The following is a 12,430-nucleotide window of genomic DNA, read 5'->3' on the forward strand; positions in this document are numbered from 1 at the left end:
GGTGCGGGGCTTCGGCCCCGCACCCGCCCGGTCGTCGCAGTACGGCGTTGCCCAGCCGTCCGCCGTTGTCCGGGTCGTCGACGGCGACCGTGCGGGCACACCGCCGGACCGGGCTGCACCCGGCGGCCGCCCGCGTGTCCCACCCGCAACCACCGGCGTCCCGTTCCTGCCTGACGTATCGCGGGCGTTCACGAAACGTGAACAAAGCGCCTCCCCGGAAAGCCACTCCGCGCAGGCGAATTCCCGGCGGGCCAGGCCCCGGTGAGCCGACCGCCACGCTGCCGATGTGGGCCTCAGCACACTCCCCTCTCGCAGGTCAACAGCAAGTTGACGGCCCTTCCAACCCCGTGGTGGACTGCCGGAGCCATGTACGGCGGTAGGAGAGGAAGCCGGTGTGAGTCCGGCGCGGTCCCGCCACTGTCACCGGGGTAGGAAGCCCCGGGAGCCAGGAACTCTCACCGCCGATCTCGTCGAACCAGGGCGTGGACACCCTGAGTGAGGACATATCGCCATGCGCGGCTGCCGTTCGAGGTTCATCACCAGCGCCCTGTCTGTGACAGCGGTCGGCTGAGTTCATGCGTGCCGATCGCGTTTTCGCGTACGGCGCCGCCGCCGGCCTCCTCGGCGACCTCCTGCTCGGCGATCCGCGCCGTGGGCATCCGGTCGCCGTGTTCGGGCGGGCCGCGGGTGCCGTGGAACGGACGTTGTGGCGGGACCACCGAGGGTGGGGCGCGCTGCACACCGTCGTGTGTGCCGGGAGCGCTGCCGCCCTGGGAGCGGTGGCCGCACGGGGCGTACGTACCTCCGCTGCCGCTTCCGTCGCGCTCACCGGGGCCGCCACTTGGGCCGTCGTCGGGGGGACTTCGCTCGCCCGGGAGGCTCGGGGCGTCGGGCGGGCGCTGGAGACGGGGGACGTCGACGCCGCGCGGGCTCGGCTGCCGCATCTGTGCGGGCGGGATCCGCAGGCCCTCGACTCCGACGGGATCGCCCGGGCGGTCGTGGAGTCCGTTGCCGAGAACACGTCCGACGCGGTGGTCGGAGCGCTGGTGTGGGGAGCTGTGGGCGGTGTGCCCGGGCTGCTCGGGTTCCGGGCCGTGAACACCCTCGACGCCATGGTCGGACACAAGTCGCCCCGGTATCGGCGGTACGGGTGGGCTTCCGCTCGGCTCGACGATCTCGCCGGGTGGCCGGGGGCGCGGCTCACTGCCGTCCTGGCCGCGGCGGCGGGGCCGGATCCGCGGGGGGCCGTGCGTGCCTGGCGGGAGGATGCCGCGAAGCATCCGAGTCCCAACGCCGGGCCCGTGGAGGCCTCGTTCGCCGGGGCGCTCGGGGTGCGGCTCGGTGGGACGTTGTCGTACGGGGGGCGGATCGAGCATCGGCCTGTGCTGAACGGGGAGGGGCGTGCCGTGCGCGTGGGGGACATCGAGCGGGCTGTCCGGTTGTCGCAGCGGGTCGGGTGGCTCGCCCTGGGGGTGAGTGCGGCGGGGGCACTGCTGCGGGGGCGGTTCACGCGACGCCCGGCGCCGCAGCCTGTGCCCGCCGGCTTCGCCCCGCACGCGGGGGGTGTGTCATGACCGGCGGTGGTCTTCTCGTCGCCGGCACCACCTCCGACGCCGGCAAGAGTGTCGTCACCGCCGGGATCTGCCGGTGGCTGGTGCGGCAGGGGGTCAAGGTCGCGCCGTTCAAGGCGCAGAACATGTCCCTCAATTCGTTCGTGACGAGAGAAGGGGCCGAGATCGGGCGGGCCCAGGCCATGCAGGCGCAGGCCTGTCGGGTCGAGCCGACCGCGCTCATGAACCCCGTGCTCCTCAAGCCGGGCGGTGAGCAGAGCAGTCAGGTCGTGCTGCTCGGGAAGCCGGTCGGTGAGCTCAGCGCCCGGGGGTATCACGGAGGTCGGCAGCAGAAGCTGCTCGGGACCGTTCTCGACTGTCTCGCCGAGTTGCGGGGCACGTATGACGCGGTGATCTGCGAGGGGGCCGGCAGCCCCGCCGAGATCAACCTGCGGCGGACGGACATCGTGAACATGGGCATCGCGCGCAATGCCGGGCTGCCTGTGCTCGTGGTCGGGGACATCGACCGGGGCGGGGTCTTCGCCTCCTTCTTCGGAACCGTCGCGCTGCTGTCGCCGGAGGACCAGGCGCTCGTCGCCGGGTTCCTCGTGAACAAGTTCCGGGGGGACGTGTCCCTGCTCGAACCCGGGCTCGACATGCTGCACTCGCTCACCGGGCGGCGCACGTACGGTGTCCTGCCCTTCCGGCACGGGCTCGGCATCGACGAGGAGGACGGGCTGCGGGTCTCCCTGCGGGGGACGGTCAGGGAGTCGGTCGTCGCCCCGCCGGTCGGCGAGGACGTGTTGCGGGTCGCCGTCTGTGCGGTCCCGCTGATGTCCAACTTCACCGACGTGGACGCCCTCGCCGCCGAGCCGGGTGTCGTCGTGCGGTTCGTGGACCGGGCGGAGGAGTTGGCCGATGCCGACCTCGTCGTCATTCCGGGAACCCGGGGGACCGTACGGGCCCTGGAGTGGCTGCGGGAGCGCGGGCTGGCCGACGCCCTCGTCCGCAGGGCCGCTGAACAAAGGCCGATCCTCGGCATCTGCGGTGGCTTCCAGGTCCTCGGCGAGCACATCGAGGACGAGGTCGAGAGCCGGCAAGGTCATGTCGAGGGGCTCGGGGTCCTGCCCGTCCGGGTGCGGTTCGCCCGCGAGAAGACCCTCACCCGGCCTGTCGGCGAGGCCCTCGGCGAGCACGTCGAGGGGTACGAGATCCATCACGGGGTCGCCTCCATACGTACAGGTGAACCCTTCCTGGACGGCTGCCGGGTCGGTCAGACCTGGGGCACCCACTGGCACGGCTCCCTGGAGTCGGACGGTTTCCGGCGGGCCTTCCTGCGCGAGGTGGCGGCCGCCGCGGGCCGCCGTTTCGTACCTGCCGCAGACACCTCGTTCGCCGCGCTGCGCGAGGAGCAGCTCGACCGGCTCGGCGACCTGATCGAACAACACGCGGACACGGACGCGCTGTGGCGGCTCATCGAGTCCGGCGCGCCGCAAGGACTGCCCTTCATTCCACCGGGAGCGCCCGCATGAGCACAGTCTTGTTGTTGTCGACCGCCGACACGGATCTGCTGGCGGCCCGGGCCGCTTCCGATGCCTCGTACCGGATCGGCAATCCGAACCGGGTCGATGTCGCGGAGGAGCTCCCGGGGCTCGTCGAGGGCTCGGACATCGCCGTCGTACGACTGCTCGGCGGCAAGCGTGCCTGGGAGGACGGGCTCGCCGCCCTCAAGGCCTCGGGCATCCCGACGGTTCTGCTCGGCGGGGAGACCGTGCCCGACGCGGAGCTCATGGCCGAGTCGTCGGTGCCGGCCGGTGTGGTGGCCGAGGCGCTGCGGTACCTCGTCGAGGGCGGGCCCGCCAACCTCACCGAGCTCGCGCGGTTCCTGTCCGACACCGTGCTGCTGACGGGTGAGGGGTTCGTCGAGCCGCAGAAGATGCCGGAGTACGGCGTCCACGGGGACCGTACGGTCCAAGGCGGCCGTCCGACCGTCGGTGTGCTCTTCTACCGCGCCCATCACCTCAGCGGCAACACCGCCTTCGTGGACACCCTGTGCGACGCGATCGAGGCGAAGGGCGCCAACGCCCTTCCCGTGTACTGCGGTTCGCTGCGCGGCGCGGACGCCGGGCTGTACCAGATCCTCGAGAAGGCCGACGCCCTCGTCGCCACGGTCCTCGCCGCCGGCGGCACGCACGCCTCGCAGGCCTCGGCCGGCGGTGACGAGGAGGCCTGGGACGTCGGAGCGCTCGCCGACCTCAATGTGCCTGTACTGCAAGGACTTTGCCTCACGTCCTCCAAGCAGGCCTGGGACGAGTCCGACGCCGCCCTCTCCCCCATGGACGCGGCCATGCAGGTCGCGATCCCGGAGTTCGACGGGCGGCTGATCACGGTCCCCTTCTCCTTCAAGGAACAGGGCCCGGACGACGTTCCCGTGTACGTCGCCGACCCCGAGCGGGCCGCGCGGGTCGCCGGAATCGCCGTACGGCACGCGGTACTGGCGCACAAGCCGAACCAGGACAAGAAGCTCGCGCTCGTCTTCACCGCCTATCCGACCAAGCACTCGCGGGTCGGGAACGCCGTGGGGCTGGACACACCCGCTTCGGCGATCCGCGTGCTGGACTCGCTCCGGGACGCCGGATACGTCGTCGAGGGGCATCCCGACAACGGCGACGAGCTGATCCACCGGCTCATCAACGCGGGGGGCCACGACGTCGAATGGCTCACCGAGGAGCAGCTCGCCGCCGCGCCCGCCCGGGTGCCGCTCGCGGACTACCGGGCATGGTTCGACACGCTCGACGCGGGGCTGCGGGACGGCATGCTGGAGGCGTGGGGCGAGCCGCCGGGCAGCCTGTACGTCGACGGGGACGACATCGTGCTCGCCTCCCTCCAGTTCGGGAACGTCGTCGTGATGATCCAGCCGCCGCGCGGCTTCGGCGAGAACCCGATCGCGATCTACCACGACCCGGACATGCCGCCCTCGCACCACTACATGGCGGCCTACCGGTGGCTGGAGAACAGCTTCGGCGCCGACGCCGTCGTGCACATGGGCAAGCACGGCACGATGGAGTGGCTGCCGGGCAAGGGACTCGGGCTCTCCAGGAGCTGCGCGCCCGACGCCGTCCTCGGTGAGCTGCCCCTCGTCTACCCCTTCATCGTCAACGACCCCGGCGAGGGCACCCAGGCCAAGCGCCGCGGTCACGCCACCGTCGTCGACCACCTCGTCCCGCCCATGGCGCGCGCGGACACGTACGGCGACCTGGCCAAGCTGGAGCAGCTGCTGGACGAGTACGCGCTCGTCTCCGACCTGGACCCGACGAAGGCGCCGGCCGTGCGCGCGCAGATCTGGACGCTGGTGAAGGCGGCCGAGCTGCACCACGACCTGCACGTCGACGACCAGCCGGACGACGACGCGTTCGACGAGTTCGTCATGCACATCGACGGCTATCTGTGCGAGATCAAGGACGTGCAGATCCGGGACGGGCTGCACATCCTCGGTGGCGGTCCGGTCGGTGAGCCGCGCGTGAACCTCGTGCTCGCCGTGCTGCGGGCCTCGCAGGTGTGGGGCGGGCAGGCGAACGCGCTGCCGGGGCTGCGGGCCTCGCTGGCCGAGCACTTCGGGCTGGTGGAGAAGGAGTTGCTCGCCGAGCCGGGCGCGCCGGTCAAGGTTCCGGTGGAGCTGACGGACCTCGTCGAGGGCCCCGCGCGCTCGGCAGCCGACGCGATCGACCTGCTGGAGCAGTTGTGCCGGCGGATCGCGGAGGGCATGGAGGCACGGGAGTGGGCGGTGTCCGAGGCCGCTCCCCTGATCAGGGACGTCCTGCGAGCCGAACTCCCGGCGGCTGTCGCCGTGTTGGAGTTCGCCTGCACCGAGGTCGTACCTCGGCTCGAGAAGACCACCGACGAGATCGGGCACATCCTCAAGGCGCTGGACGGGGGTTACGTCCCGGCGGGCCCGTCCGGCTCACCGACGCGCGGCCTGGTCAACGTCCTCCCGACCGGCCGCAACTTCTACTCCGTCGACCCCAAGGCCATCCCGTCCAGGCTGAGCTGGGAGGTCGGGCAGTCCCTCGCCGACTCGCTCGTGCAGCGGTACCTGCAGGACACCGGCGCGTACCCGAAGTCCGTCGGCCTGACGGTGTGGGGCACATCCGCCATGCGCACCCAGGGTGACGACATCGCCGAGATCCTGGCGCTGCTGGGCTGCCGCCCCGTCTGGGACGACGCCTCGCGCCGGGTGACCGGCTTCGAGGTCGTGCCGCTCGCCGAGCTCGGGCGTCCGCGTATCGACGTCACGGTCCGCATCTCCGGCTTCTTCCGGGACGCGTTCCCGCACGTGGTCGGACTGATCGACGACGCCGTGCGGGCGGTGGCCGAGCTGGACGAACCGGCCGACGGGAACTACGTGAAGGCGCACGCCGACGAGGACACCGCCGAGCACGGTGACCGGCGGCGCGCGACGGCCCGTATCTTCGGCTCCAAGCCGGGCGCGTACGGGGCCGGTCTGCTGCCGCTGATCGACGCCCGCAACTGGCGTTCCGACGCCGACCTCGCCGAGGTGTACGCGGTGTGGGGCGGCTACGCGTACGGGCGGGGGCTCGGCGGCCGGGCGGCGCGCGGGGACATGGAGACGGCGTTCAAGCGGATCGCCGTGGCCGCGAAGAACGTCGACACCCGCGAGCACGACCTCGTCGACGCCGACGACTACTTCCAGTACCACGGCGGCATGGTCGCCATGGTCCGGCACCTGACGGGCGCCTCCCCCGAGGCGTACGTCGGCGACTCGGCGACCCCGGACCAGGTGAAGACCCGCACGCTCGGCGAGGAGACGCACCGCGTCTTCCGTGCCCGGGTGGTCAACCCGCGCTGGATGGCGGCCATGCGGCGGCACGGCTACAAGGGCGCCTTCGAGATGGCGGCGACCGTCGACTACCTCTTCGGGTACGACGCCACGGCCGGGGTCGTGGACGACTGGATGTACGAGAAGCTCAGCGCGGAGTACGTCTTCGACCAGGAGAACCGGGACTTCATGAAGAAGTCCAACCCCTGGGCGCTGCGCGGCATCACCGAACGACTCCTGGAGGCCGCCGACCGCGGGCTGTGGGCCGAGCCGGACGCCGACACGATCGAGCGGCTGCGGGCCACCTACCTGGAGCTGGAAGGCGACTTGGAGGGTGACGACAAGTGAGTACCCCGTTCCCGTTCACGGCCGTCGTCGGCCAGGACGACCTGCGCCTCGCGCTGCTGCTGAACGCCGTGTCCCCGGCGGTCGGCGGTGTCCTGGTGCGCGGCGAGAAGGGCACCGCCAAGTCGACGGCGGTGCGGGCCCTTTCGGCGCTGCTGCCGGAAGTCCCCGTCGTCCCCGGCTGCCGCTTCTCCTGCGACCCCGCGGCGCCGGACCCGGCGTGCCCTGACGGCCCGCACGAGGCCGGCGACGGCACCGCGCGCCCGGCCCGCATGGTCGAACTCCCCGTCGGTGCCTCGGAGGACCGGCTCGTCGGTGCCCTCGACATCGAGCGGGCGCTCTCGGAGGGCGTGAAGGCCTTCGAGCCCGGCCTGCTGGCCGACGCGCACCGCGGGATCCTCTACGTCGACGAGGTCAACCTCCTGCACGACCACCTCGTCGACCTGCTCCTGGACGCGGCGGCGATGGGTGCGTCGTACGTCGAACGCGAGGGCGTCTCCGTACGGCACGCCTCGAAGTTCCTGCTGGTCGGGACCATGAACCCGGAAGAGGGCGAGCTTCGGCCACAGTTGCTCGACCGGTTCGGGCTGACCGTCGAGGTCGCGGCCTCGCGGGAACCCGACCAGCGGGTGGAGGTCGTACGGCGGCGCCTCGCCTACGACGACGACCCAGCCGGCTTCGTCGCCCGGTGGGCGGACGAGGAGACCGCCGTACGGGCGCGGATCGTGGCGGCGCGGAAGCTGTTGCCGTCGGTGCTGCTGGGCGACGGGGCGCTCCGGCAGATCGCGGCGACCTGTGCCGCGTTCGAGGTGGACGGCATGCGGGCCGACATCGTGATGGCCCGGACGGCGAGCGCGCTGGCGGCCTGGGCCGGGCGGACCGAGGTGATCGCGGAGGACGTACGGCAGGCCGCGCTGCTCGCGCTGCCGCACCGCAGGCGCCGTAATCCCTTCGACGCGCCCGGACTTGACGAGGACAAGCTCGACGAGACCCTGGAGGAGTTCGGGGACGGGTCCGACGACGAGGACCCGGATCCGGATCCGGACGGGCCCGGTGGGGGTGGCGGGCAGCCGCCGTCGGAGGACGGTGCTCAGGGAGGCGACTCCGGTGCGCGGCCCGAGGCCGGGGAGGAGGGCGGCGAGCCGCAGCCCTCCGGGGGCGGCTCGGGCGAGCAGCAGCCGGCGCGGGCCTCCGAGCCCTTCCGTACCAAGGTGCTGAGCGTGCCCGGTCTCGGTGAGGGTGCCGCGGGACGGCGTTCGCGGGCGCGGACCGAGCACGGGCGGACGACCGGGGCCCGGCGGCCCCGAGGAGCGCTGACCAAGCTGCACCTGGCGGCGACCGTGCAGGCGGCGGCTCCGCATCAGCGGGCGCGGGGGCGGTCGGGGCGCGGTCTCGTCGTCCGCCGTGACGATCTGCGGCAGGCGACGCGGGAAGGGCGCGAGGGGAACCTCGTGCTGTTCGTCGTCGACGCCTCCGGGTCCATGGCCGCCCGGCAGCGGATGAGTGCGGTGAAGGGTGCCGTGCTGTCGCTGCTGCTCGACGCCTATCAGCGGCGGGACAAGGTGGGGCTGGTGACCTTCCGGGGGTCGGCCGCCGAGGTCGCGCTGCCGCCGACCTCCTCGGTCGATGCCGCGGCGGTGCGGCTGGAGTCGCTGCCCACCGGTGGGCGGACGCCGCTCGCGGCGGGTCTGCTGCGGGCGCACGAGGTGCTGCGGGTGGAGCGGCTGCGGGATCCGGCGCGGCGCGCGCTGGTCGTGGTCGTGACCGACGGGCGTGCCACGGGTGGACCTGAGCCGGTCGCCCTCGCCGGGCGTGCGGCCCGGCTGTTCGCGGCCGACTCGGTCGCCTCCGTGGTCGTGGACTGCGAGTCGGGGCCCGTGCGGCTGGGGCTGGCCGGGCAGTTGGCGGGTGAGCTGGGCGGTACGGCGGTGACGCTGGACGAGTTGCGGGCGGACTCGATCGCCGGGCTGGTCAGGGACGTGCAGGGCAATTCGAGGAGGGCCGCGTAGTGCCGCAGGGACAGCCGAGTGTCGTACCGGAGGACGGTCTGACGACTCGTCAGCGTCGTAATCGGCCTCTTGTCGTCGTGCACACGGGGATCGGGAAGGGTAAGTCCACCGCCGCGTTCGGGCTCGCTCTGCGCGCCTGGAACCAGGGGTGGCCGATCGGGGTGTTCCAGTTCGTCAAGTCGGCGAAGTGGAAGGTCGGCGAGGAGAACGCGCTGCGGGTGCTGGGCGCCAGCGGTGAAGGCGGGTCCGTCGACTGGCACAAGATGGGCGAGGGTTGGTCCTGGGTGCAGCGGGACTCCCAGATGGACAACGAGGACAAGGCCCGTGAGGGCTGGGAGCAGGTCAAGCGGGATCTGGCGGCCGAGACCTACAAGCTGTACGTGCTCGACGAGTTCGCCTACCCCATGCACTGGGGCTGGGTCGACACCGATGAGGTCCTCTCCGTGCTCCGGGACCGGCCCGGCACCCAGCATGTCGTGATCACCGGGCGCAACGCGCCGGAGAAGCTGGTGGACTTCGCGGACCTCGTCACCGACATGTCCAAGGTCAAGCATCCGATGGACGCCGGGCAGAAGGGGCAGAGGGGCATCGAGTGGTGACGTCTTCCGTCCCTCGGCTGGTCATCGCCGCGCCCTCCTCGGGCAGCGGCAAGACCACCGTTGCCACGGGGTTGATGGCCGCGCTCGCCGCGCGGGGGCTCGCCGTGTCCCCGCACAAGGTCGGGCCGGACTACATCGACCCCGGGTACCACGCGCTCGCCACCGGGCGGGCGGGGCGGAATCTCGACGCGTATCTGTGCGGGCCGGAGCTGATCGGGCCGCTGTTCCTGCGTGGGGCGAGTGGGTGTGACATCGCCGTCGTCGAGGGTGTCATGGGGCTGTACGACGGGGCCGCCGGGGAGGGTGAGCTCGCGTCCACCGCTCATGTGGCGAAGCTGTTGCGGGCGCCGGTGGTGCTGGTCGTCGACGCCTCGTCGCAGTCCCGGTCGGTGGCGGCGCTGGTGCACGGGTTCGCGTCGTGGGATCCGGAGGTGCGGGTCGGGGGCGTGATCCTCAACAAGGTCGGGTCGGATCGGCACGAGGCCTTGCTGCGGGAGGCGTTGGACTCGGCCGGGGTGCCGGTGCTGGGGGTGTTGCGGCGGGTGGCTCAGGTGTCGACGCCGTCGCGGCATTTGGGTCTGGTGCCCGTTGCTGAGCGGCGCGCTCAGGCCGTGGAGGCTGTTGCGGCGATGGCGGAGCAGGTGCGGGCCGGTTGTGACCTGGAGGGGCTGGTCGCGCTGGCGCGGGGGGCCGGTGCGTTGGCCTGTGCGGGGTGGGATGCGGCTGAGGCTGTGGCTTGTTCGCCCCCGCCGCCCCTTCCCGTCCCGTCCCTGGGGGCTGCCGCCCCCAGACCTCCGCTTCGGCCCGAAGGGCCTCGTCCTCAAACGCCGGACGGGCTGGATATTGCGGACCGTCGCTCAGAAGTGAGGGTTGCCGTCGCCGGGGGGCCCGCCTTCACCTTCTCCTATGCCGAGCACGCCGAGCTGCTCACCGCGGCAGGTGCCGAGGTGGTCACCTTTGATCCGCTGCGTGACGAGCAACTGCCCGACGGGACCGACGGGTTGGTCATCGGTGGCGGGTTTCCCGAGGTGTACGCCTCCGAGCTGTCCGCCAACGAACCTCTGCGCAAGGCCGTTGCCGCCCTCGCGGAGAGTGGGGCTCCCGTCGCCGCCGAGTGTGCCGGGCTGCTGTATCTGTGCCGTGAGCTGGACGGGCAGCCCATGTGCGGGGTGCTCGACGCCGGCGCGCGGATGGGCGAGCGGCTGACCCTGGGCTACCGGGACGCCGTGGCGGTGAGTGACAGTGTGCTCGCCGTCTCGGGGACGCGGATGCGGGGGCACGAGTTTCATCGGACGGTCGTGGAGCCGGGGGCGGGGGTTCATCCGGCCTGGGGGGTGCGGACTCCCGAGCGGCGGGTCGAAGGTTTTGTGGAACGCGGTGTGCACGCGAGTTATCTGCACACGCACTGGGCGTCCGAGCCCGGTGTGGCCCGTCGGTTCGTGGAGAGGTGCCGGACGTCATGAGCAGCAGGTTGATCGGAGTCGGGGTCGGACCCGGGGATCCGGAGCTGGTGACCGTCAAGGGCGTCAACGCTCTGCGGGCCGCCGAGGTCGTCGTCGTGCCGGTGATGGACACCGGTGAGCGGGGGCGTGCGGAGGCCACCGTGCTGCACTACGTGCCCGAGGACAAGGTCGTACGGGTGGTGTTCGCGCTGAACGAGCGGACCGACCGGGCGCGGCGGGAGGCCGCCTGGGACGCCGCCGGGGTGCGGGTCGCCCAGCTGCTCGAAGTTCACGGCTCCGTCGCCTTCGCGACCATCGGCGACCCGAACGTGTATTCCACCTTCACCTATCTCGCGCAGACCATCGGCGAGCTGGTGCCGGGCGTCGTCGTGGAGACCGTGCCCGGGATCACCGCGATGCAGGACCTGGCCGCGCGCTCGGGGGCGGTGCTGACGGAGGGGACCGAGCCGCTGACGCTGGTGCCGGTCACCGCCGGGGCCGCCGTGCTCAAGGACGCGTTGAACGGGCCCGGGACCGTCGTCGCCTACAAGTTCGGGCGGCAGGCGCAGGAGGTGGCCGAGGCGCTGCGGGAGACCGGGCGGATCGGCGACGCGGTGTGGGGGTCGGCGCTCGGGCTGCCGGAGGAGTCCATCCGGCCCGCCGCCGAGCTGGACGGGGAGCCCCTGCCCTATCTCTCGACGCTCATCGCGCCCGCGCCGCGCGAGGGCGGGCGGGGCGGCAAGCTGTGAGTCCTTCGAGCCGTCGGCTCGGGCGCTCACTCGGCGATGCCCACCACCAGCCAGATGAACGCCGCGCCCGCGATCGTGCACAGCACGGTCGAGCGGGCGGGGTGTTCGTGGTGGGCCTCGGGCAGGATCTCGGCCGCCGCGAGGTAGAGGAGCGCGCCGCCGAAGAGGCCGAGGTAGCCGCCGAGCAGGGGCTCCGGGATGGTGAACAGCAGCGTCGAGGCCGCGCCGAGCACGGGGGCCGCGGCGTCCGCGAACAGCATGGCGAGGGCTCTGCGGCGGGCGTTCCCGTACAGGCTCGTGATCGTGTACGTGTTGAAGCCGTCCGCGAAGTCGTGGGCGACGACGGCCAGCGCGACCGCCGTGCCCATGCCGCCGCCCACCTGGAAGGCCGCGCCGATCGCCACGCCGTCCATGGCACTGTGGCCGACCATCGCGGCCGCGGCCGTCAGGCCCACCTCGGGGGTGCGGCCGTCGTGTTCCTCGGCGCCGTGCGCGGCCTGCCGTACGGCCAGCAGGCGTTCCACCAGATGGGCCATCAGGAACCCGGCCACGAACAGGAGCAGGGCCACCGGTACGCCGAACACCTCGGTGCCGGCCGCTTCCAGCGCCTCCGGCAGCAGGTCCAGGCCGACCACGCCCAGCATCAGGCCGCCGGCCAGGCCCAGGACGAGATGGCGGCGGTCGGTCACGCGCAGTGCCGTCCAGCCGCCGGCCAGCGTCATGAGGAACGCGCCGAGCGCGACGAGGACCGCCATGTGCCCTTGGTATCCGATCAAGACCCCGTTACGCACGTCCAAGCCCCGCTCACGCGCATCCCGCGGCAGCGCCCGCAGTACTCGTAAGACCTCGTACGACCTCGTACTCGTACGACCTCGTAAGACCTTGAAGAGAGGACCGTT

At 72.2% G+C, this 12,430-nt stretch carries 9 protein-coding genes and 1 riboswitch; of the genes, 7 read left to right on the forward strand and 2 right to left on the reverse strand.

Annotation, left to right across the window (positions count from 1 at the left end):
• Window positions 1-205, reverse strand: a 205-nt coding sequence (locus ACFWWR_RS20795; protein ID WP_384304675.1) for a hypothetical protein, incomplete at its 3' end; no start/stop codon positions are given.
• A 128-nt stretch (window positions 206-333) separates the two neighbouring features.
• Window positions 334-476, forward strand: a riboswitch (cobalamin riboswitch).
• A gap of 99 nt (window positions 477-575) precedes the next feature.
• On the opposite strand from ACFWWR_RS20795, the gene ACFWWR_RS20800 reads away from it, so the two are divergent.
• Genes ACFWWR_RS20800 through cobI form a run of 7 tightly spaced genes read left to right on the forward strand, consistent with a single transcriptional unit; the run spans window position 576 to window position 11,531 of the window.
• The gene (locus ACFWWR_RS20800; RefSeq protein ID WP_383865302.1) at window positions 576-1,574 is read left to right on the forward strand and encodes a cobalamin biosynthesis protein; all 999 of its coding nucleotides are present in this window, start codon (window positions 576-578) and stop codon (window positions 1,572-1,574) included.
• On the forward strand, window positions 1,571-3,082 hold the full coding sequence (locus tag ACFWWR_RS20805; protein ID WP_383865300.1) for a cobyric acid synthase: 1,512 nt from the start codon (window positions 1,571-1,573) through the stop codon (window positions 3,080-3,082). The genes ACFWWR_RS20800 and ACFWWR_RS20805 overlap by 4 nt, the downstream gene beginning before the upstream one ends.
• Window positions 3,079-6,735, forward strand: coding sequence for a cobaltochelatase subunit CobN (cobN, locus tag ACFWWR_RS20810; protein WP_383865299.1), 3,657 nt, complete (start codon window positions 3,079-3,081; stop codon window positions 6,733-6,735). The genes ACFWWR_RS20805 and cobN overlap by 4 nt, the downstream gene beginning before the upstream one ends.
• Window positions 6,732-8,741 (forward strand): putative cobaltochelatase, encoded by a 2,010-nt coding sequence (locus tag ACFWWR_RS20815; RefSeq protein ID WP_383865297.1) that lies wholly within the window; start codon window positions 6,732-6,734, stop codon window positions 8,739-8,741. The genes cobN and ACFWWR_RS20815 overlap by 4 nt, the downstream gene beginning before the upstream one ends.
• Window positions 8,741-9,340 carry a cob(I)yrinic acid a,c-diamide adenosyltransferase gene (gene cobO / locus ACFWWR_RS20820; protein WP_383865295.1) on the forward strand — a complete coding sequence of 200 codons (600 nt, stop codon included), beginning with the start codon at window positions 8,741-8,743 and terminating at the stop codon, window positions 9,338-9,340. Before ACFWWR_RS20815 ends, cobO begins: the two co-directional genes overlap by 1 nt.
• Window positions 9,337-10,803, forward strand: a complete 1,467-nt coding sequence (locus ACFWWR_RS20825) for a cobyrinate a,c-diamide synthase (protein ID WP_384304678.1) — start codon at window positions 9,337-9,339, stop codon at window positions 10,801-10,803. Before cobO ends, ACFWWR_RS20825 begins: the two co-directional genes overlap by 4 nt.
• Entirely contained in the window at window positions 10,800-11,531 is a 732-nt protein-coding gene (cobI, locus tag ACFWWR_RS20830) for a precorrin-2 C(20)-methyltransferase (protein ID WP_383865291.1), read from the forward strand. The genes ACFWWR_RS20825 and cobI overlap by 4 nt, the downstream gene beginning before the upstream one ends.
• 26 nt (window positions 11,532-11,557) lie before the next feature.
• Here the strand turns inward: cobI and ACFWWR_RS20835 are convergent, their stop codons facing one another.
• The gene (locus tag ACFWWR_RS20835; RefSeq protein ID WP_383865289.1) at window positions 11,558-12,286 is read right to left on the reverse strand and encodes a ZIP family metal transporter; all 729 of its coding nucleotides are present in this window, start codon (window positions 12,284-12,286) and stop codon (window positions 11,558-11,560) included.
• Between the last annotated feature and the right edge of the window lie 144 nt (window positions 12,287-12,430).

This window comes from Streptomyces sp. NPDC058678, from assembly GCF_042714835.1.
In the GTDB taxonomy this organism is placed as follows: Bacteria; Actinomycetota; Actinomycetes; order Streptomycetales; family Streptomycetaceae; genus Streptomyces.

Coding starts and splice junctions, on each gene's coding strand:
- ACFWWR_RS20800 (WP_383865302.1), top strand. CDS start 576: ATGCGTGCCGATCGCGTTTTCGCGTACGGCGCCGCCGCCGGCCTCCTC.
- ACFWWR_RS20805 (WP_383865300.1), top strand. CDS start 1,571: ATGACCGGCGGTGGTCTTCTCGTCGCCGGCACCACCTCCGACGCCGGC.
- cobI (WP_383865291.1), top strand. CDS start 10,800: ATGAGCAGCAGGTTGATCGGAGTCGGGGTCGGACCCGGGGATCCGGAG.
- ACFWWR_RS20835 (WP_383865289.1), bottom strand. CDS start 12,286: ATGGCGGTCCTCGTCGCGCTCGGCGCGTTCCTCATGACGCTGGCCGGC.
- cobN (WP_383865299.1), top strand. CDS start 3,079: ATGAGCACAGTCTTGTTGTTGTCGACCGCCGACACGGATCTGCTGGCG.